Origin of the sequence: Actinomadura sp. 6K520, from assembly GCF_004349245.1 — a bacterium.
Lineage (GTDB): Bacteria > Actinomycetota > Actinomycetes > Streptosporangiales > Streptosporangiaceae > Spirillospora.
In genome coordinates this window covers 19,305-38,366 of sequence record NZ_SMLC01000014.1, presented here as the reverse complement: position 1 = coordinate 38,366, position 19,062 = coordinate 19,305, and the positions used below count along the sequence as shown (strand labels likewise).

Annotated in this window: 19 protein-coding genes; 9 read left to right on the top strand and 10 right to left on the bottom strand. The window is 74.2% G+C overall.

Features of this window, described 5'->3' with window-relative positions; translation table 11 throughout:
* From E1289_RS06270 to grpE, 4 genes are read right to left on the bottom strand one after another with little or no spacing between them, the layout of a single operon-like run.
* Window positions 1-1,269 carry a GTPase gene (locus E1289_RS06270; protein WP_243712645.1) on the bottom strand — a complete coding sequence of 423 codons (1,269 nt, stop codon included), beginning with the start codon at window positions 1,267-1,269 and terminating at the stop codon, window positions 1-3.
* On the bottom strand, window positions 1,266-3,929 hold the full coding sequence (locus E1289_RS06265) for a hypothetical protein (RefSeq protein WP_131976233.1): 2,664 nt from the start codon (window positions 3,927-3,929) through the stop codon (window positions 1,266-1,268). Before E1289_RS06265 ends, E1289_RS06270 begins: the two co-directional genes overlap by 4 nt.
* 26 nt (window positions 3,930-3,955) lie before the next feature.
* Window positions 3,956-5,539, bottom strand: a complete 1,584-nt coding sequence (locus E1289_RS06260) for an Hsp70 family protein (RefSeq protein ID WP_131976231.1) — start codon at window positions 5,537-5,539, stop codon at window positions 3,956-3,958.
* Between the two features lie 7 nt (window positions 5,540-5,546).
* The gene (gene grpE, locus E1289_RS06255; RefSeq protein ID WP_243712644.1) at window positions 5,547-6,302 is read right to left on the bottom strand and encodes a nucleotide exchange factor GrpE; all 756 of its coding nucleotides are present in this window, start codon (window positions 6,300-6,302) and stop codon (window positions 5,547-5,549) included.
* Between the two features lie 188 nt (window positions 6,303-6,490).
* On the opposite strand from grpE, the gene E1289_RS06250 reads away from it, so the two are divergent.
* The gene (locus tag E1289_RS06250; RefSeq protein WP_131976287.1) at window positions 6,491-7,135 is read left to right on the top strand and encodes an ACT domain-containing protein; all 645 of its coding nucleotides are present in this window, start codon (window positions 6,491-6,493) and stop codon (window positions 7,133-7,135) included.
* Between the two features lie 21 nt (window positions 7,136-7,156).
* Here E1289_RS06250 and E1289_RS06245 read toward each other — a convergent pair whose 3' ends face one another.
* Entirely contained in the window at window positions 7,157-8,074 is a 918-nt protein-coding gene (locus E1289_RS06245) for a sugar kinase (RefSeq protein ID WP_131976229.1), read from the bottom strand.
* Window positions 8,075-8,145: 71 nt separating this feature from the next.
* Between E1289_RS06245 and E1289_RS06240 the strand changes: the two genes are divergently transcribed.
* The 3 genes from E1289_RS06240 to E1289_RS06230 are packed head-to-tail and all read left to right on the top strand — an operon-like array spanning window position 8,146 to window position 10,096.
* Window positions 8,146-8,790: a class II aldolase/adducin family protein gene (locus tag E1289_RS06240; RefSeq protein ID WP_131976227.1), complete on the top strand. Its 645-nt coding sequence runs from the start codon at window positions 8,146-8,148 to the stop codon at window positions 8,788-8,790.
* Between the two features lie 33 nt (window positions 8,791-8,823).
* The gene (locus E1289_RS06235) at window positions 8,824-9,627 is read left to right on the top strand and encodes an enoyl-CoA hydratase (protein WP_131976225.1); all 804 of its coding nucleotides are present in this window, start codon (window positions 8,824-8,826) and stop codon (window positions 9,625-9,627) included.
* A gap of 31 nt (window positions 9,628-9,658) precedes the next feature.
* Window positions 9,659-10,096 carry a TIGR03668 family PPOX class F420-dependent oxidoreductase gene (locus E1289_RS06230; protein WP_131976223.1) on the top strand — a complete coding sequence of 146 codons (438 nt, stop codon included), beginning with the start codon at window positions 9,659-9,661 and terminating at the stop codon, window positions 10,094-10,096.
* Here the strand turns inward: E1289_RS06230 and E1289_RS06225 are convergent.
* Both E1289_RS06225 and E1289_RS06220 read right to left on the bottom strand, forming a co-directional pair.
* Window positions 10,093-11,091 (bottom strand): ADP-ribosylglycohydrolase family protein, encoded by a 999-nt coding sequence (locus E1289_RS06225; RefSeq protein WP_243712643.1) that lies wholly within the window; start codon window positions 11,089-11,091, stop codon window positions 10,093-10,095. The genes E1289_RS06230 and E1289_RS06225 overlap by 4 nt on opposite strands.
* Before the next feature lie 15 nt (window positions 11,092-11,106).
* Complete coding sequence (locus tag E1289_RS06220) at window positions 11,107-11,907, bottom strand: AraC family transcriptional regulator (RefSeq protein ID WP_243712642.1); 801 nt, start codon at window positions 11,905-11,907, stop codon at window positions 11,107-11,109.
* Between the two features lie 62 nt (window positions 11,908-11,969).
* Here E1289_RS06220 and E1289_RS06215 point away from each other — a divergent pair, with 62 nt between their 5' ends.
* Window positions 11,970-12,380 (top strand): DUF2000 family protein, encoded by a 411-nt coding sequence (locus E1289_RS06215; protein ID WP_131976221.1) that lies wholly within the window; start codon window positions 11,970-11,972, stop codon window positions 12,378-12,380.
* Here E1289_RS06215 and E1289_RS06210 read toward each other — a convergent pair.
* On the bottom strand, window positions 12,355-13,452 hold the full coding sequence (locus E1289_RS06210; protein ID WP_131976219.1) for an acyl-CoA dehydrogenase family protein: 1,098 nt from the start codon (window positions 13,450-13,452) through the stop codon (window positions 12,355-12,357). The two genes, E1289_RS06215 and E1289_RS06210, sit on opposite strands and share 26 nt — an antisense overlap.
* Window positions 13,453-13,543: 91 nt before the next feature.
* Window positions 13,544-13,786 carry a hypothetical protein gene (locus E1289_RS06205; RefSeq protein WP_131976217.1) on the bottom strand — a complete coding sequence of 81 codons (243 nt, stop codon included), beginning with the start codon at window positions 13,784-13,786 and terminating at the stop codon, window positions 13,544-13,546.
* Between the two features lie 359 nt (window positions 13,787-14,145).
* Between E1289_RS06205 and helR the strand changes: the two genes are divergently transcribed.
* The 4 genes from helR (at window position 14,146) to E1289_RS06185 (ending at window position 17,966) form a co-directional block, all read left to right on the top strand.
* Window positions 14,146-16,314, top strand: a complete 2,169-nt coding sequence (helR, locus tag E1289_RS06200) for an RNA polymerase recycling motor ATPase HelR (protein WP_131976215.1) — start codon at window positions 14,146-14,148, stop codon at window positions 16,312-16,314.
* 47 nt (window positions 16,315-16,361) lie between these two features.
* Window positions 16,362-16,676, top strand: a complete 315-nt coding sequence (locus E1289_RS06195) for a metalloregulator ArsR/SmtB family transcription factor (protein ID WP_131976213.1) — start codon at window positions 16,362-16,364, stop codon at window positions 16,674-16,676.
* Window positions 16,673-17,248: an SRPBCC family protein gene (locus tag E1289_RS06190; protein WP_131976211.1), complete on the top strand. Its 576-nt coding sequence runs from the start codon at window positions 16,673-16,675 to the stop codon at window positions 17,246-17,248. The genes E1289_RS06195 and E1289_RS06190 overlap by 4 nt, the downstream gene beginning before the upstream one ends.
* A 133-nt stretch (window positions 17,249-17,381) precedes the next feature.
* Entirely contained in the window at window positions 17,382-17,966 is a 585-nt protein-coding gene (locus E1289_RS06185; protein WP_207928819.1) for a Uma2 family endonuclease, read from the top strand.
* A 55-nt stretch (window positions 17,967-18,021) separates the two neighbouring features.
* On the opposite strand, the gene sbnB is transcribed toward E1289_RS06185, so the two are convergent.
* Window positions 18,022-19,047, bottom strand: coding sequence for a 2,3-diaminopropionate biosynthesis protein SbnB (gene sbnB, locus E1289_RS06180; RefSeq protein WP_131976209.1), 1,026 nt, complete (start codon window positions 19,045-19,047; stop codon window positions 18,022-18,024).
* Between the last annotated feature and the right edge of the window lie 15 nt (window positions 19,048-19,062).

Below are 19,062 nucleotides of genomic sequence, written 5' to 3'. Positions count from 1 at the left end.
CTACGCCCCTCCGGGACGGACGCCGTCGAGCATCCCGAACCGGTGCAGCAGCCACAGCAGCGGATCCTCGGCCCGGTACGGCCGGACGCCGCCCGCGCCGACGCGCTCGCCCTCCGGTGCGGCGCCGAGTGCCGACAGGCCGAACAGCGCGTGGTCGGCGAACTGCTGCCCGAGGTAGGTGTCGAGCTGGCCCGCCTGCCACTCGTGCAGCAGCGCCCGGACCTGCTCGTGCACGGCGTCCCGGTCGTCGAGGTCCAGCACGCCCTGGCCGGACCGGGACCGGTGCAGCGCCGACTGCTCCAGCAGCCCCGGCCGCAGCATGTCGATCTTGGTGAGGGCGACCGCGACGGGCACGGGCAGCGGCACCCCGGGCCGGGTGCCGTGCCGCTGCCGGAGCGTCTCGGTGACGCGGGCGATGACGTTCAGCGGCTCGCCGTCCGGGTCCCGCGAGTGCGGCACGGCGGGCGTCCCCGGGGCGCCGTCGCGCACGCCGGAGCGGGCGCCGGGCAGCTCCAGCGGGTCGATGAGGAAGATGATCGCGTCGGCCGCCTCCAGGTACCGCAGGTGCAGGTCGGTGACCTCGCGGCTGCGCAGGTCCTCGCCCGCCGTGTCGAACAGCACGAGCGCGAGCGAGTCGTTGCGCGGGCGGGAGAAGCGCCCCTTCCGCGTCCGGGTGAGCAGGTACACCAGCGGCTCGCGGGGGCCGGTCGCGGCGCTCGCCGTCGTCGGCAGCAGCCGCCGCTCCTCCAGCAGCGGGCGGGCGAAGTCGCGCTTGTACCGCTCGATCGTCCGGTCGTCGCACGCCACCAGCGACGCGTCCAGCTCCGTCCCGACCCGGTTCATCAGCTCGTGCAGCAGGACCGCGATGTAGGTGCTCTTGCCCGCGTTCTTCGCCCCGACGAGCGCGACGATCCGGCCGGGGGAGTCGCAGTACGCGGACGGCAGCGGGTTGTGGCATTCCGGGCAGGCGCGGTTGCCGGTCGGGAGCCCGCAGTCCGGGCAGTCCGCGCGTCCCGCGCGCCCGGACGCGGAGAACACCGGCGGCAGCGACGCGCCCGCCGTCGACCCCGTGTACGCGGCGAGCTCCTCGTCCAGGACGGGGGCGCAGCCCTGCCGCCGCCCCGACTGCCCCCGGCACCGGAACAGGATGCGCTGCGGCGCGACCGACGCGAAGCAGTACGGGCACGTCACGCCCTTCCGGGACGCGCGCGGCCGGGCCGGGCGCTGCCGGGACCCCGCACCGGGCACGCGGGCGAGCGGTCCGGTCATCGCCCCACCCGGAGCCGGCGGACGGGGGGATCGCTCAGCGCGACGGCGTCGTCGTCGGCGAAGCAGCGCAGCCAGTACGGCGCGGCGGCGGACGGGGCGTCCAGGGACAGCTCGCCCGGCACGGGCACCTGCTCCCACCGGCCGAGCGTCTCGCCGTCGGCGGGGCGGTGCGGCATCACCCGCCCGGTGCGCAGCACCAGCGCGAGCCGCGCCAGCCGCAGCGGGCGCGCCGAGGTGAGCCGGACGGTCAGCGTCCGCCGCCACGGCGGCCCGGACCGCAGCACGTCGTAGCGGACGATCGTGCGGGCCGCGACCTCGGCGGTCACCGGCGGCCCGGTCACCCGGGCGCCGCCCACCGTCCCGGCCGCCGCGACCGACAGCTCGACGGGCTCGTCCTCGGGGACGGGCAGCCTGATCCCGCCCTGGGTGTCGTAGGCGGCGCGGGTCACGACCTCCCCGGCCACGCCGGCGGGCCGCGGCGGCTCGGCGCCGATCCGGTACGCCAGCTCGACCTCGGCGACGTCCGGCGGCCAGTCGAACCCGACGTGCACGTGGTCGCCGCGCCGCTCGGCGACCAGGCGGCGCGGCGGCGGCAGGTTGACGTGCCGGTGGTAGGCGCCGATCGCCGCGGTGCCCTCGGCGACGGTCACCGCGAGCAGCCATCCGCTGGAACCCGGCCGCACCGCGAGCCCGCCGGGAACCGGGGTGCACGCCAGCCGCCGCGTCTCGCGCCGCACCTCCGCCAGCGGGACGAGCGCGCTGCGCGGCCACGGCGGCGGCCCTTCCGCCAGCACCAGCTCGACGGTGCCGCTGCCGGGCGCGCCGAACGCGACCCGGACCAGGCCCGGGTCGGCCGCGTCGGTCTCGGCGGACAGCTCGTACACCGGCTCGGGCGGCGCGCTCGGCGTGGCCGACGCCCGCACGCCGCCCGTCACGACCTCCCGGCCGGACGAGTCGAGGTAGACCGCGCAGATCCGGTAGTGGTGCGTCCGGCCGTTGGGGACGTGCTCGCGGAACCCGTCGCGTCCCGCCGGGACGGCCCGGCCGTCCCGGACGACGACGACCCGCGCCGCCTCCGCCGGGCAGCGCCACCGCCCCGTCACCTGGCCGTCCCCGGCCAGCAGCTCGACCTCGGCGGGGTCCGGCCGAACCAGCAGCGGCCCCGCGACGGCCGGCGCGGCGGCGGCGTCGCCGCGCACCGCGACGACGCCGTAGTACAGCGGCGCGTTGACGGGCGGCCGCTCGTCCAGCGGACCGGCCACGGGCTCACCGTCCCGGACGTCGCGCGGCGCCCGCCCGGTCCGCCGCACGACCTGGTGGAGGACCTCGCCCGCCGTGGAGGGCGACGCCTCCCATGACAGGCGCACGGTGGCGCCGTCGACGTCCGCGCGCACCGCCGGGACGGGACGCGGCGGCAGGCGGCGCTGGTGGGCGGCGGCACCGGGCAGGTCGCGGACGAGGCGGAGCGCGTCGGCCAGCAGCCGGTGGGCGCGGTCCGGGTCGCGCTCGGCCGCCGCGGTCTCACGGAGGCGGAGCGCGGTGTCGAGGCGGTGCCGGGCCTCCGCGGCGAGGACCGCCTCCTCGGGCGCCTCGGCTGATCGGCGGGCGTCCCCGGCGGCGCGGGGGAGGCCCGCGGCGTCCGCCAGCTCGGCCGCCGCGAACACCTCGCCCGCGTCCAGCAGCGCGCGCAGCCGCCCGGCGAGCCCGCCGCCCGGCCCGGTCTCGCGGACGACGGAGAACACCATGCGGCGCGCGTCGCCCTGGTCGATGCCGAGGTCCTCGGTCGCGTACCGCAGCAGCGCCCGCTCCGACGCGCGCTGCCGCAGCCGCTCGCGCAGCCGTTCGGCCACGTCGTAGCGGAGCAGCTCCGGCAGGTCCGCGCCCGACCGCAGCGCCGCGAGGACCGTGTCGGCGTGGGTGGTGCTCGTGTCGCGGCTGCGGCGCGCCCACCGCGCGCCGGCCGCCGCGACCGCGTCCGCGTCGAGCCGCAGGTCGCCGCCGGGTGCGGCGAACCCGTCCAGCAGCCGGATCGGCCCGGTCAGCCGCGTCCCGAACAGGAAGTCGGCCAGGTGGCGGCTGCCGAGGACGTCCAGCGACTCCTGGACCTTCCGGAACGCCGGGTAGGGCGCGGCGGTGGGCAGCGCGTCGGGCTCGCGGACCTCGATCCGGTCGTCGGCGGCGAGCCGCTCCAGCTCGGCGCGGGCCACCCCGCCGGTACGCGCGATGCCCTCGATCTCGGCAGGCGTCACCATCTGCAGCGTCCCCGCCGCGTCGGCGAGCCGCGCGCGGGCCTGGCCGCGGCGCCGCTCGCCGCGTTCGCGCCCGCTGCGCAGCCGCGCTTCCAGCGGGCGCAGGTCGCCGCGCTCGGCGGCGGTGAACAGCGGGGTCAGCTCGCGGTGCTCGGCCTCCAGCCGGTCGATCAGCTTGCGGTACTTCAGCTGCCCGCGGGCCCGCCGCCAGCACTGCCGCACCTGCTTGACCCGCGCCGCGACCTCGGGCCCGGTGAGCCCGTCGAGCGGGGCTCGTCCGTCGGATGGCGGTGGCCTGGAGGACGGTGGATCGGCGAGCGCGTACCGGACGCGCAGATCCTCGGGAGGCTGGTCGCCCGCGGCCCGCGCGGGCTCCAGCACCTCCCGCCGGTAGTCGTCGTCGAACGCCACGGGCGCCTCCAGGGTCCGGGGGCCGATCAGCTGACCTGGACCCTGGAGAGGGCCTTCCGGGAACGCTCGACCTCCTCCTCGGACATGCCGCCGACGTCGACCTTCAGTTCCAGCCGCTCGCCGGTCTCCTTCTCCACTGCGGTGACGTTCAGCAGGCCGGACGAGTCGAGCGCGAACGTGACGCCGATCGGCCAGCCCGCCTTCTTGCCCGGCGGGACGCGGATCTCGCCGGTCGCGATCTCGGTGTTGTCGATCAGGTCGGCCGACTCCACGACCCCGGCCTGCTCCATCACCCGGATGTCGGCGGACCGCTGGTCGTCGTAGACGGTGAAGAAGTCCTCGGTCTTCGCCGCGGGCAGCTCGTCGTTGGCGTGCACGAGGTGCGCGACGGTCTCGGCGCCGGTCTCCCGGTCGACCACCACGATCCCGAACGCGTGCGACGCGACGGTCTTGATCTGCCGCCCGGCGATCTGCTTCTGCTGCTCGGCGGACAGGCCCGCCCTGCTCGCCATCGCCTCGGCGCGCTCGCCATCGCCCTCCCGGACGAGCCGCCGGTAGGTCTCCTCGAACGCGTACAGGGCCGCGCCCTTGGCGACCGCGAGGTCGGGGTCCTGCAGCCGGGGGGTGAGGCCCAGCTCGGTCTCCAGCCGCGCCGCGACGACCGGCATCTTCGTGGACCCGCCGACGAGGACGAGGTCGTCGTAGTCCTCGACGTTCTTGTCGGCGGCGGTCGTCAGGGTCCGGCCGGTGATCTCGATGGTGCGGTCGAGGAGGTCCTTGGTGAGCTCCTCCAGCTTCTCCCGCGTCACCTCGACCGACGCGACCCGCCCGCCGTGCATGACGCGCACGGTGTGCGAGGTGCGGGTGGTGAGGGCCTTCTTGGCGTCCTCGGCGTCGCGGCGGAGCTGCTGCTCGGTCTGCTTGTCGTCCAGCGGGTCGCCGGCGTCGGGGTGCTCGGCGCGGAACCGCTCGGCGAGGTGTTCCACGAGCCGCGCGTCCCAGTCGGCGCCGCCGAGCTCGTGGTCGCCGTCGGTGCACACCACCTCGATGTGCCCGCCGCGCAGCGAGATGACGGTGGTGTCGAACGTCCCGCCGCCGAGGTCGTACACCAGGATCGTCCGGTCCTGCTCGGGGTTCAGGACGCCGTAGGTGATCGCGGCGGCGATCGGCTCGGACACGATGTCGATGACGTTCAGCCCCGCGATCCGGCCGGCCTTGCGGGTCGCGTCGCGCTCGGCCGCGCCGAAGTAGGCGGGAACGGTGATGACCACGTCGCGGGCCTCCTCGCCCGTGGTGGTGCGCGCGTCCGTCGCGAGCTTCAGCAGGATGAACGCCGACAGCTCCTCGGGGGTGAAGTCGATCCCGTGGATGGGGCGGGTGACGTCACGGCCCATGTCGCGCTTGACGAGGCTGACGACGTTGTCGGGCTCCAGGACCGCGGTGTCCTTCGCGGTGGCGCCGACGATGACGTTCTCGCCGCTCTCGAAGTAGACGACGGACGGGGTGGTGTCGGTGCCCTCCAGGTTGCGCAGGACCGCCGGCCGCCCGACATCGTCGATGGAGGCAATGCAGGAGTACGTGGTTCCGAGGTCGATCCCGTAGACAGCCATGTCCCTCTCACCTATCGGTACCGAGTGCGCTGTTCGTCTTCCCGCCGTTCATCGTCTCGCCGCGCGCGGTGCCGCGCAGGCGATTCGCGCCGCCGCCGGCCGGGCGGCCGGCCCCGTTCGAGCCGGTTCCGGGGTCGTCGTCCGTCTTGTCCGCGGCGCCGTCGAGCTTGCCGACGCCGACCGCCGCCTTGCGCAGCACCTTCCCGCTCTGCTCGAACCCGTCGGACTGGACGGTCGTGACGGTGCCGTCCCGCATCGGGTCGTCGACCGGCGTCACCGCGACCGGCCGGTGCCGGGACGCGTCGTAGGGTGCGCCCGGCTCGACCGTGAACCTCGCCACGCCGAGCCGCGCCAGCGCGTCGGCGACGTCGTCGGCCACCGCCTCCAGCAGCAGGGCCGTCTGCTTCGGGTCGGGCGGGTCGGCGAGGTCCGGGTCGGCGAGCCGGCACGACTCGCGGCGCGCCTGGTCGTGCAGCCGGAACAGCGCGGCGCGGACCGGCTCCAGCATCGCCTGGAGCTCGCCGCGCCGGAGCCGCTGGTTCTCCTCGTGCAACCGGTCGATGACGGCCTCGCGGTGCGCGGCGCGCTCGTGCTCGCGGTCGAGCCGCGCGGCCAGCCCGGCCAGCGCGTCCCTGACCTCGGCCTGGAGCACCGCGCCCGAAGGCCCGGCCGCTTCGGGGGCGGCGGCACCGGGCATGCCGTCGCCGGGCTCCGGTTCCGCACCGGACTCGTTCCTGACTGGGGGGTCCCCGTCCCTCGACACGTAGAGTTACCTTAATGCTGGGCGGCGTGAGGCGATAGGCCGACTGATGACCTCCACCGGACTCTAGTTTGACCAGTACCCCCATTCCAGCACCGGCAACGCCGCCGTTTTCGCGTGGCGACACCTTTGGGTAACACGAGGGAAACGGGGTTCGGCGAAGGTGGTGGCAGCGGAGAGCGGAGGTGGCCATGTTGCTGCGGATACGTGTCCGGCTGCCCGACCGTCCGGGGTCGCTGGGGCAGGTGGCCCGGACGCTGGGGGCCGCGGGAGCCGATGTCGTCCAGATGGCGGTGCTTGAGCGCGGCAACGGCCGCGCCATGGACGACTTCACGGTCGTCTGGCCCGCCGGGGCGGGCACCGAGCGGCTCGCCGAGGGGATCGGCTCGGTGCCCGGCGTGGCGGTCGCCGGGATCTGGCCGACCGCGGAGCCGCAGGGCGCCTGCCCGGACGCCGCCGTGATCGGGCAGGTCGCCGCCGTCCCCGAGCGCGGCCCGGAGATCCTCGCGGACGCCGTCCCCGCCATCCTGAGCGCCGACTGGGCGTGCCTCGCCGAGGTGGGGGACTGCGGCCGGGCGGTGCTCGTGCACGCCAGCGTGGGCGGCGTGTCCGGCGCCGGGCTGCCGGGTCTCCTGCCGCTGCGCCCGCGGGCCTTCACCGCGGCGGACGGCACGCAGTACGCGGTCTGCCCGCTCGCCAGGGGCACCGTCGCGCTGGTCGTGGCCCGGACGTGCGCGCCGCCGTTCCACCGGACGGAGGTGTCCCGCCTGGAGCAGCTCGCCGCCGCGGCCGACGCCGTCCTGGCCGGTGACCGCGCCGGACGGTCCGCCGTCTGACCCGCGGCGCCGCCGCCCGGCTCACTTCAGCAGGGCGAGCACCGCCTCCAGGTCGGTCAGGCAGGCGTCGGAGCCGAGCCCCTGCGCGACGGTCGCCGCCGTCGCGGTGCCCCAGCGCGCCGCCTCCAGGACGTCCCGCCCCCGCGCGAGCCCGGTGATGAACCCGGCGCAGTAGGCGTCGCCGCATCCGGTGGTGTCGACGACCTCCACCGGCAGGGCGGGCAGCCGCTGCACGCCCGCGGCGGTCGCCACGAGGCTGCCGTCGCCGCCGAGCGTGACGATCACCGTCCGCGGGCCCCTGGCGAGCAGGGCGCGGGCGGCCTTCTCCGGGTCGTCGTGCCCGGTCATCTCGGCGGCCTGCTCCTCGTTGGGCAGGAAGTGGTCGATGTGCGGGAGGAACGCGGCGGCGCCGGTGAGCAGGTCGGGCATGTTGGACAGCAGGTCCATCGTGACGACGGTGCCGGTCCCGCGGGCGTGGGCGAGCATCTCGAAGAACGCGGGATCGTTGAGGCCGAACGTGACGTCCGGGCCGCCGAGATGGACGAGGTCCGCCGCGGCGAGCAGGCCGGGCCCGACCGCGCCGGCGGTGAGGGTCAGGTTGGCGCCGGGCACGTGGAAGCTGGGCCGCCCGCCGTCCGGCCGGATCGGCAGGATCGACGCGCTGGTCTGGTCGGCGGTCCGCCGGACGAGCCCCCGCACGTCCACGCCGTTCCGCTCCATGATCTTCACCAGCAGGTCGCCGAGGTCGTCGTCGCCGATCGCGCCGACCGAGATGACGTCGTTGCCGAGCCTGGCGAGGGCCACCGCGGTACCGGCGGCGGCGCCCGCCGCGGTCACCCTGATCTCGTCCACGACAACGGTGTCCTGCCCCGCCGGGATGCCCTCGACGGGCCGCGCGAGCACGTCGAGGATGTGCGCGCCCAGTGTTACAACCGTCATGACCAGACCCCTTAAAGATCGTCAGGGCCGTAGCGTACGCGGTGCAGGCCCCGGACGTGAGAGGTGTTCGCATGTTGCTGAAGGACGAGCGGGACGAGCTGTGCGCGATCGGCCGGCGTCTCGCCGGGACCGGCCTGGTCACCGGGTCGGCGGGGAACGTCAGCGTCCGGTCGGGCGACCTGGTCGCGGTCACGCCGGGCGGGATGATGCTCGACCGGATGGAGCCCGCCGACTGCCCGGTGGTGGACCTTTCGGCGCGGCTGGTCGAGGGGGAGCGGGCGCCGTCGTCGGAGACCCCGATGCATCTCGCCCTGTACGAGGCGACCCCGGCGGCGGCCATCGTGCACACCCACTCGACCTACGGCGCCGTCGTGGCGACGACCATGTCCGAGCTGCCGCCGATCCACTACAACACGCTCCTGCTGGGCGGTGTGGTCAGGGTCGCCGAGTACGCCACCTACGGGACGCCCGAGCTGGCGGAGAACGTCCGGGCGGCCATGGCCGGCGGGAAGCGCGCCGCGCTCATGGCGAACCACGGCGGCGTCGCCATCGGCCGCGACCTGGACGAGGCGTTCGAGAACGCCCGCCTCCTGGAGTGGCTCTGCGGCGTCTACGTCCGGGCGAAGATGATCGGCGAGCCGCGCGTCCTGACGGACGAGGAGCTGGCGCGGGTGGTCGAGCGCGGCCTCACGCCCCCGGAGTTCCCCCGCGTGTAACCTAACGCTTGTTAGATTCCCGTGGGAGGTCCCTTGCCCTTCGTCCTCGTCGACAGGCCGCGCCCGCACGTCGCCCTCATCACCCTCAACCGGCCCGAGCGGATGAACGCGATGGCGTTCGACGTCATGATCCCCTTCCGCGAGGCGCTGGAGGAGGTGAGCCGCGACAACGGGACCCGCGCCGTCGTCATCACGGGGGCGGGGGGCGGCTTCTGCTCCGGCGCCGACCTGGAGAACCCGGGCCACATCCCCGGCATCGACGGGCTCACCCTCCCCACCATCGCGCTCCGGTCGATGGAGCTGCTGGACGACGTGGTCCGCGCGCTGCGCCGCGTCCACCAGCCGGTCATCGCGGCCGTCAACGGCCCGGCGATCGGCGGCGGACTCTGCCTGGCGCTGGCGGCCGACATCAGGCTCGGCTCCGGCACCGCCCTGTTCCGCGCGGCCGGGATCAACAACGGCCTCACGGCGAGCGAGCTCGGCCTCAGCTACCTGCTGCCGCGCGCCATCGGCTCCTCCCGCGCCTTCGAGATGATGCTGTCGGGACGGGACGTGGACGCCGCCGAGGCCGAACGCATCGGCCTGGTCTCCCGCGTCGTCCCGGGCGACGAGCTCCTGGACGCCTGCTACGGGCTCGCCGAGCGGATCGCCGGGTTCAGCCGTCCCGGGACCGAGCTGACGAAGCGGATGCTGTGGTCCAGCCTCGACGCCGCCAGCCTGGACGCCCACATGGGCCAGGAGGGCCTCGCGCAGCTCTACGTCCGCCTGACCACCCACAACTTCGAAGAGGCGATCAAGGCCCGCAGGGAGGACCGCCGGCCCGACTTCCGGGACTGACGGGCGGGCGGCGGCGTGGCACGCTGAAGGGGTGCCCAAGCTCTCCGCACCCGACGCGCGCCGCCTGCTGGAGGCGGTCCCCGTCGTGCGCCTGGCGACGGTCGGGGAGGACGCGCGGCCGCATCTTGTCCCGGTGACGTTCGCGGTCCACCGGGGGAGCGTCTACACGGCCGTCGACCACAAGCCGAAGAGCACGCGGGACCTGCGGCGGCTGGCCGACATCCGCGCCAACCCGCGCGTGGCGCTGCTGGCCGACCACTACGAGGACGACTGGGACCGGCTCTGGTGGGTCCGCGTGGACGGGCACGCGAACATCGTCGAGGACCCCGCGAAGATGGCGGAGCCCGTCCGGCTCCTCGCCGGCCGCTACCCCCAGTACCGCGACCGCCCCCCGGAGGGGCCCGTCATCGCCATCACGATCGAGGGCTGGACGGGCTGGGCCGCCTCGGGGCCCCCGGCATCCCCCTAGTCCCAGGCTTCGCCGATCCTCGCGAGGTCGGCGGCGTACTCGATGCGGGCGGACCACTCGTCCGGCCAGGCGGCCATGCCGAGGTGCGCGCCCGCGAACGCCCCGGCCAGGCAGGCGATCGAGTCGGAGTCGCCGGAGCTGGCGGCGCCGCGGCGGATCGCCTCGACCGGCTCGTCCGGGAAGAGCAGGAAGCACAGCAGGCCGGTGGCGAGCGTCTCCTCCGCGACCCAGCCCGCGCCCGTGACCGCGCACGGGTCGGACGCCCGGTCGCCGCCCGCGAGGGCCTCGTCCAGCCGGTCGAGGACGGCGAGGCACTCGTCCCAGCCGCGGGCGATGAACGTCTCGGGCGCGTCCATGCCGGGCCGCTGCCACAGCTCGCCGAGCCAGCGCCCGTGGTAGACGGTGCGCTGCTCATGGCAGCGGGCGCGGAGCGCGGCGGGCAGGTCGCCGGGGGACATCCCGTCGGCCAGCCACCGGACGGCGAACGCCGTGAGCTCGCTGGCCGCCAGCCCGGTCGGGTGGCCGTGGGTGAGCGCCGCCTGGAGCTGGGACGCGCCCGCCCGCGTCTCGTCCGACAGTCCGGGGGCGAGCCCGACCGGCGCGACGCGCATGTTCGCGCCGCAGCCCTTGGAGCCCGCCACGGTCGCCTCCACCCAGGGCTTGCCGGCGGCGAGACCGCGGCACGCCTCCAGGCACGTGTTGCCGGGGGCGCGGTCGTTGTCGGGGCTGTCGAGCCAGTCGACGAACCGCCGCCGCCACATCGGCGTGATCAGGTCGGGGGTGAAGGGCGGGTTCTCCAAAGCGTCCAGAAGCGCCAGCCCGACCGCGATCGCCATCTGCGTGTCGTCGGTCACCAGGGCCGGGTCGCCGGCGAGGTCCGCCGGCCCGCGCTCGCCGAACCGCCGCCCGATCTGCTCCATGGTGAGGAACTCGGTCGGGGCGCCGAGGGCGTCCCCGTATGCCAGCCCGAACATCGTCCCGCTCGCCCGTCTCATGACGGGCATTCTTCCTTAACCGGCGCTCTGGTAGCGGCCCGGCGTCATCCCGTAGCAGCGCACGAACCAGCGCGTCAGATGGCTCTGGTCGGCGAATCCCGTCGCCGCCGCCACCTCGCCGATCGCGTCGCCGCGCGCCAGCAGCCGCCGGGCCGCGCGCAGGCGGAGCTGGCGCTGGTAGTCGCTCGGCGCCATCCCGTACGCGCGCCGGAACCCCCGGTAGAGCGCGAACCGGCTGCATCCGGCCGCCTCGGCCAGCTCGTCGGCGCCCACGTCGTGCAGGAACGACTCCTCGATCAGCCGCCGGGCCCGCTCGGCGAAGCCCGTGGCGGACGACGGGGCGGCGCGCCGCGTCGCGGCCCGGTTCACCATCGCCCCGACCGCGGCGGTCAGCAGCTCGTCCCGCCGCAGGGCCGTCGCCCCGCCGAGCAGCGCCGCGTGGAGGCCGCGCAGGTTCCGTGCCAGGACGGGATCGGGCACCACCGGGGAGGCGAACAGCGGCGGCCGGGCCGGGCGGTCCGTGATGTCGGCCAGCACGTCCGCCACCAGCTCCGGGCCGATGTGCACCATCCGGTACGTGAAGCCCAGCTCGTCGGCGGCGTGGCCGTCGTGCGGATCGTCCGGGTTGAACGCGATGACCATCCCGGCCGCGCTCGTGTGGGCGCCGCCACGGCACCGGAACGCCTGGTAACCGTCCTCGGTGACGCCGAAGGAGTACGTCTCGTGGCTGTGCCGGTGGTACACGTGCCGCTCGAAATGCGCGTACATCGCCTCCAGGGGGCGGTCGGGCGACCGCCAGTACCGGCTCCACTCCACCCCTCCAGTGTGGCGCACCAGCGTTCAAGACGCTCCGCCGCCGCCGCGGCATCCTGGCCCGCATGCGCTTCGACACCAAGATCGGGATCGTGGTCCGCGACGATCTGGCGGCCTGGCAGCGGCTCAACGTCACCGCCTTCCTCGCGAGCGCCGTCGCGGGCCGCTTCCCGGACGTCATCGGCGAGCCGTACGAGGACGCGTCCGGCAACGCCTACCTGCCGATGTTCCGGCAGCCCGTGCTGGTCTACGCGGGGGACGCCGAGGCGGTCAAGAAGGCCCACGCGCGGGCACTCGCCCGCGGCATGGACACCGCCGTCTACATCGAGGACATGTTCAAGACGGGCCACGACGAGGCGAACCGCGGGACGGTCCGCGCGGTCACCGCGGCGGAGATGCCGCTCGTGGGGTTCAGCGTCCACGGCCCGAAGAACGGCGTGGACAAGGTCCTCAAGGGGCTGCGCCTGCACCCGTGAGCCCGGCCGCCTCGGCGAGCCGCCGGCGGTGGTGGTCCGGCGTCCCGAACAGCTGCCGGGACGCCTGCGCCCGCTTGAAGTACAGGTGCGCGTCGTGCTCCCACGTGAACCCGATGCCGCCGTGCAGCTGGATCGCCTCGCCCGCCGTGTGGGCGTAGGCGTCGGAGCAGTACGCCTTCGCCAGCGCCGCCGCCGCGGGTAGCTCCCGCGGGTCCTCGTCCGCGGCGGCCGCCGCGTTCAGCACCGCGGACCGCGCCGACTCCACCAGCACGAACATGTCGGCGCACCGGTGCTTGATCGCCTGGAAGGACCCGATCGGGCGCCCGAACTGGTGCCGTACCTTCGCGTACTCGACCGTCATGTCGAGGGTCCGCTGCGCGCCGCCGAGCGCCTCGGCGGCCAGCGCCACGGCCGCGACGTCGAGGGCCCGCCGCAGCGCGTCCGCGCCGCCCACCCTGCGCGCCGGGACGGCGTCGAGCGTGATCCGCGCCAGCTTCCGCGTCTGGTCGAGCGTGGGCAGAGCCGTCCGGACGAGCCCCGTGCCGTCCTGCACGGCGTAGACCCCGACGCCGTCCGTGCCTCTCGCCGCGACGAGGACCAGGTCGGCGACGTGCCCGTCCAGGACGAATTCCTTGGTGCCCCGCAGCACCCCGTCCTGGAACGTGGCCGAGACGGAGCCGGGATCCCAGCCCCCGTCCTCCTCGGCCACCGCCAATGTGGCGATGGTGGTTCCGTCCGCGATACCGGGCAGCAGGTCATGACCGCCCTCGCCGGCCTGCAGGGCGGCCGCGGCGGTGATCGTGGCGAGGAACGGCGCGCACACCACGGCCCGCCCCATCTCCTCGAAAACGACGGCCAGCTCGCGCAGCCCGTACCCGGCGCCGCCGTGCTCCTCGCCGATCGCGAGGCCCTGCAGCCCGAGCTGCCCCGCCATCAGCGCCCACATCTCCGGGTCGTAGCCCTCGGCGGTCTCCATCGCCCGCCGCACCTCGGCGGAGGGGGAGCGGTCGGCGAAGAAGCGCCGCAGGGCGTCCCTCAGCTCCCGCTGTTCCTCGGTGACGACGAGCTGCATCCGGCCGGCCTCCCCCACATGGACTGCAGTGCCCGGCCATCATGGCGCAGGCCCGCGCACCCGCCCGGGACGCTCCCGCCCACCGGGACGGTCAGGGCGCCCAGTCGTGCGGGCCGAGCTGGTAGCCCCTGCTGGTCGAATGCAGGTGGTTGATCGACACCAGGTGCCCGAGGGCGGCCCACAGGTCCTCCTCGGGGGCGCCGACGAGCCGCTCGATCGTGTCGAAGTCCGCCGCGCCGCCGTCCTTGTCGATCGTCGCGACGGTCTCGTACACGGTCAGCTCGAAGTCCGTCAGCTCCTGGACGTCTCCGCGTCTGAACTCTCGCTCGTCCATGGCAAGAAACGTGCCCACTACCGGCACGTTCTATCTACCTCAGGACGAAACGGGCGATGCGGATTCGGGGTCGCCGCGCGGGCGGGAACCCGCCATCGCGCGCGGAGAGGAACGCACACTCCCCGCCACTCTCAAGGTATAGCGCACCGGGGGGCTTGCGGCAAGACCCGGGTCGTGCCGCACAATCGTGCATCCGAGGCCGCAACCTGCGGAAACGGCCCGCGGCGCGCTGCCCGCCGGCACTGGACGGCGGAGCGTTCCGCGCGCTTCCGCCTGCGCTGAGGCACCCCGCCGCCTCGACCGGCCCCCGCCGGTTCCGCACGTGCCTCGTCCGCCAAGCCCAGATCGGAGTTGATCAAGTGGAGCCGCTGACCGCCGGCGCCTTCGACCTTCCCCGCACCCTCGCCCACAAGGCCGACCCGGCGCTGATCGCCGGCGACGAGCGGCACTTCGCGGCCGTCGCGGAGAGCCTGGAGGAGTCGATCGCCGACCTCTCCGAACGCCTCGACGCCGCGCGCATGGCCCCCGGCGGCATCGGCCGGCAGGCGCTGGACCGGGACATGGAGATCCACCGGCTGAGCGGGCGCCTGCGGCTGCTGCGCCGCTTCGGGCTGGACCTCTGCCTGGGGCACTTCGTCCGGGCGGACGACCCCGAGCCCGTGTACGTGGGGCGGCTCGGCCTCAAGGACGGCTCCGGCCGCCGCCTGCTGGTCGACTGGCGCTCCCCGGCGGCGGAGCCGTTCTTCGGGGCGACCCACGCCAACCCGATGGGGCTGGTGAGCCGCCGCCGGTACCGGTGGACCCGCGGCCGGATCAGCGACTACTGGGACGAGGTGTTCACCCCGGACGGCTTCGACGGGCACGCCGCGCTGGACGACCAGTCCGCGTTCATCGCCAGCCTGGGCGGCCACCGGTCGGCCCGGATGCGGGACGTGCTCGGCACCATCCAGGCCGACCAGGACGCGATCATCCGCGCGGGCTCCCGCGGTGCCCTGGTGGTCGACGGCGGCCCGGGCACCGGGAAGACCGTCGTGGCCCTGCACCGTTCCGCCTACCTCCTCTACTCCGACCCCCGGCTCGGCCAGAACCGGGGCGGTGTGCTGTTCGTCGGCCCCCACCAGCCCTACCTGGCCTACGTCGCGGACGTCCTGCCCAGCCTCGGCGAGGACGGCGTGCAGACCTGCACGTTGCGGGACCTCCTCCCGGAGGGCGCCGAGGCGAGGGCGGAGGCCGACCCGGAGGTCGCGAGGCTGAAGTCGTCCGCGGACCTGGTGAAGGCCATCGAACCGGCCGTCCGGTTCTACGAGAAGGCGCCCACCGAGGGGATGACGGTCACGACCCCGTGGTCCGACATCCGGCTGAGCCCGGCCGACTGGGCCGAGGCGTTCGCGGCCCCGGAGCCCGGTACCCCGCACAACGAGGCGCGCGAGCAGATCTGGGAGGAACTGGTCGAGATCCTGGCGGACCGGCTGGGCGAGGACGTCTCGCCCGAGCTCCTCCGCAGGGCACTGCGGCAGGACCGGGAACTGCTCACGGCCTTCAACCGCGCGTGGCCGGTGATCGAGCCGGCCGACCTCGTCGGAGACCTGTGGTCGGTACCCGCCTACCTGCGCCTGTGCGCCCCGTGGCTCGGTCCCGACGAGATCCGGCGGCTGCAGCGCGCGGACGCCCACGCCTGGACGGTGTCCGACCTGCCGCTGCTGGACGCGGCGCGGCGGCGGCTCGGCGACCCGGCGGCGGCCAACCGCAAGCGCCGCCACGACGCCGCTCTCGCCGCCCAGCGCGAGCACATGGCGCAGGTGGTCGACAACCTGATCGACGCCGCGGCCGCCTCGGGCGCCGACGGCGACGACGGCGAGGGCCTGGTGGTGATGCTGCGCGGGGAGGACGCCCGGGTCAGCCTGGTCGACGAGAGCGCACTTCCCGGCGCCGACCCCGACCGGCTCGCGGGCCCGTTCGCGCACATCGTCGTGGACGAGGCCCAGGAGCTCACCGACGCGGAGTGGCAGATGCTGCTGGCCCGCTGCCCGTCCCGCAGCCTCACCATCGTCGGGGACCGCGCCCAGGCCCGGCACGGGTTCACCGAGTCGTGGCGGGAACGGCTCAAGCGGATCGGGCTGGACCGCATCGACCTGGCCTCGCTGAGCATCAACTACCGCACCCCGGAACCGATCATGGCGGAGGCCGAGCCGGTCATCCGGGCCGTGCTCCCGGACGCGAACGTCCCCACGTCCATCCGCACCGGCGACGCCCCCGTGCTCCACGGCCCGGCCGCGGACCTGCGCTCGATCCTCGACACCTGGCTGGCCGAACACGCCGAGGGAACCGCCTGCGTCATCGGCGACCCCGCGTTCCGGCCGACCCCCCGAGTCCGCTCCCTCACCCCGGAACTGGCGAAGGGCCTCGAGTTCGACCTGGTCGTCCTCATCGACCCGGAGGACTTCGGCGACGGCATCGAAGGCGCGGTGGACCGCTACGTGGCGATGACCCGGGCGACCCGGCAGCTCGTCCTCCTCAGCACCCGCTGAGGGGTACATGCCTTGACAGGCATATACCTAGAGTGGAATATAAGGGCATGTCCGTCGACACGTTCGCCGTCCTCTCCGAACCGACCCGGCGCCGGATCCTCGACCGGCTGCGGACGGCCGAGAGCAGCGTGAACGCACTGGCCGAGGCGCTCGGCACCAGCCAGCCCACGGTGTCCAAGCAGCTGAAAGTCCTCAGGGAGGCCGGTTTCGTCACCTGCCGCACCGAGGCGCAGCGGCGGATCTACCGCATCGAGCCGGGCCCCTTCCAGGCGCTCGACGACTGGCTTCGGCCGTACCGCGCCCTGTGGCACCGGCACCTCGACGCCCTCGAACGCCACCTCGACGATCTGGAGGAGACATGAACTCCGACACGTACCACCCCGGCCCGCTCGCCCAGGCCGGCTACGAGGCCGCCGAAGGCGGCTGGACGCTCGTCTTCACCCGCGACCTGCGCCATCCGCCCGGGAAGGTGTGGGCCGCGCTGACCGAGCCCGGGCAACTCGCCGCCTGGGCGCCCTACACCGCCGACCGCGATCTCGCGCGACCGGGCGCCGTCACGCTCAGGATGTTCGACGGCGACAGGACCGAGGACATGGCGTCCGAGGTCGTCCGCGCAGAGCCGCCGGTGCTGCTGGAGCACACCTTCGGGCCTGACCTGCTGCGCTGGGAGCTCGAAGGGACCGGCACCGGGACGCGGCTGACGCTGCGGCACCGCGTCGAGGACCGCGACTGGCTCCCGAAGGTCGCGGCCGGCTGGCACATCTGCCTGGACGTGGCCGAGAGGCTCCTCGACGGGAACCCGATCACCCCGATCCGCGGCGCCGCCGCGGCGGACTTCGGCTGGTCCGACCTCAACGCCCGCTACGCGCAGAGCTTCGGCATCCCCGACAGCGGCCTGCCCGAGCACCTGAAGCCCGGCGGCGAGAAGCCCTGACGCCGTCCTGACCGCGTCCGCCCGGCCTGCGACCGCGGACCGTACGCTAGTGGCGTCAGGCTCGGTTACTACGATCTGTATGCGAAAGGTGGCGCTCCGCTCATAGACTCGTGCGCGAGGAAAGGAGCAGGGCATGACTGTCATGGTTGATGAGCCTCTGTCGCAGGAAGAAGACGACGCTCTCCTGGAAGGTTTCCTCGCTCTCGATACCCCCGAGGGCTTCCGAGCCGAACTGATCGACGGAGAGATCGTCGTGACACCACCCCCCGGTAGCGGGCATGAGCGAAACATCGCGGAGATCGGCTGGCAGATGGCCCGCCAGAGTTCCACCAAGTTCCACCTCCTGTCGACCAAGGGACTGATCGTTCCGGCGGACGAAGGGGGACGGACCTTGCGGGTGATCCCGGACGGGACCGTCGTGCCGGTGGAGCCGGACGTCTTCGAGGACGACGAACCCTGGAGCCGGCCGGACGGCGTCGCGCTGGTGATCGAGGTGACGTCCTCCCGGCCGGAGCGGGACCGGGTGGCCAAGCGGCGCGGGTATGCGCGGGCGGGCATCCCGCTCTACCTGCTCGTGGACCGGGAAGAGGAGAGGACGACCCTCTTCAGCGGGCCGGACGGGCACGACTACGGGCACACGGACCAGGTGCCGTTCGGCAAGTCGCTGCCCCTGCCCGAGCCGTTCGGGTTCGAACTGGACACGTCCGAGTTCCGCTGAGGTCGGCACGGGCGCCGGTGGCCTGGTGTGGCTCGCCGGCGCCGCGGGACGCGGTTCAGCCGTAGCGGCTCAGGTCGTGAAAGAAGCCCGGGACGGTGTGCAGGGCGCCGGAGGCGGAGACCTCGTCGTAGACATGGCGGGCCACGGCGAGGTCCAGCACGCCGAGCCCGAAGGGGGAGAAGACGACCGGCTTGTCGGCGGGCGGGCTGACCTTACCGGTGAGGACGTCGTACAGGGTGCCGTCGACGAAGTCGCGGTTGCCGACCTGCTGCTCGGCCAGGTGGGGTGACGTGTTGGCCTTCATGCAGTGCTCGACGTCGTCCACGATGTTGCAGGACGACAGGATTACCTCGGGGGAGAGGTCGCGCAGCGAGATGTGCAGCACCAGGGGGTTGTGCGCGAACCAGGCCGGGTCGGTGACGTGCGGCTCGCCGGCGACGGTGGCGAAGACGACCAGGTCGGAGGAGCGGATCAGCGACTCGGCCGAGTCGTGGACGGTGATGTCGCCCTTCTCCGAGCGCTCCAGGTAGCCCTTGAAGCCCGCGGCGTGGTCGGGGGCCAGGTCGTGGATGCCGAGCGCGTCGAACGTGAAGCCGTTGCCCGCGAGGTAGGTGTGGATGTAGCGGGCGATGAGGCCGACGCCGACGAAGCCGATCGTGCGGGGCCGGTCGCCGCGGGCGTCGGCCAGGGTCGCGGCGGCGAGGGCGGCGGACGCGGCGGTGCGCGCCGCGCTGATGATGGAGCTCTCCAGGCAGGCGAACGGGTAGCCGGTCTCGGCGTCGTTGAGGATGAGCACCGCGGACGCGCGGGGGATGCCGTTCGCGACGTTGCCGGGGAAGCTGGAGATCCACTTGATGCCGTGCACGCCGACGTTGCCCTCGACGGAGGCGGGCAGGGCGATGATCCGGTCCGCCGGGCGGTCGGGGAACCGCAGGAAGTAGGAGTCGGGGTTGACGGTCCGCCCCTCGCCGTGCAGCCGGTAGGCCGTCTCGACCATCCGGGTGACCCGCTCCTCCTGCCCGGCGATCGCGTCGTGGACCTGGGCGCCGGAGATCACGGCGAATGAGGGGGCCTGCGTCATGAAAGTGCTCCGTGT

Excerpts from the sequence above, each read along its gene's own strand:
- E1289_RS06190 (WP_131976211.1), top strand. The coding sequence starts at position 16,673 with ATGAACTCCGACACGTACCACCCCGGCCCGCTCGCCCAGGCCGGCTAC.
- E1289_RS06195 (WP_131976213.1), top strand. The coding sequence starts at position 16,362 with ATGTCCGTCGACACGTTCGCCGTCCTCTCCGAACCGACCCGGCGCCGG.
- E1289_RS06210 (WP_131976219.1), bottom strand. The coding sequence starts at position 13,452 with ATGCAGCTCGTCGTCACCGAGGAACAGCGGGAGCTGAGGGACGCCCTG.
- E1289_RS06240 (WP_131976227.1), top strand. The coding sequence starts at position 8,146 with ATGTTGCTGAAGGACGAGCGGGACGAGCTGTGCGCGATCGGCCGGCGT.
- E1289_RS06260 (WP_131976231.1), bottom strand. The coding sequence starts at position 5,539 with ATGGCTGTCTACGGGATCGACCTCGGAACCACGTACTCCTGCATTGCC.
- E1289_RS06270 (WP_243712645.1), bottom strand. The coding sequence starts at position 1,269 with ATGACCGGACCGCTCGCCCGCGTGCCCGGTGCGGGGTCCCGGCAGCGC.
- sbnB (WP_131976209.1), bottom strand. The coding sequence starts at position 19,047 with ATGACGCAGGCCCCCTCATTCGCCGTGATCTCCGGCGCCCAGGTCCAC.
- E1289_RS06205 (WP_131976217.1), bottom strand. The coding sequence starts at position 13,786 with ATGGACGAGCGAGAGTTCAGACGCGGAGACGTCCAGGAGCTGACGGAC.
- E1289_RS06245 (WP_131976229.1), bottom strand. The coding sequence starts at position 8,074 with ATGACGGTTGTAACACTGGGCGCGCACATCCTCGACGTGCTCGCGCGG.
- E1289_RS06225 (WP_243712643.1), bottom strand. The coding sequence starts at position 11,091 with ATGAGACGGGCGAGCGGGACGATGTTCGGGCTGGCATACGGGGACGCC.
- E1289_RS06250 (WP_131976287.1), top strand. The coding sequence starts at position 6,491 with ATGTTGCTGCGGATACGTGTCCGGCTGCCCGACCGTCCGGGGTCGCTG.
- E1289_RS06185 (WP_207928819.1), top strand. The coding sequence starts at position 17,382 with ATGACTGTCATGGTTGATGAGCCTCTGTCGCAGGAAGAAGACGACGCT.
- E1289_RS06215 (WP_131976221.1), top strand. The coding sequence starts at position 11,970 with ATGCGCTTCGACACCAAGATCGGGATCGTGGTCCGCGACGATCTGGCG.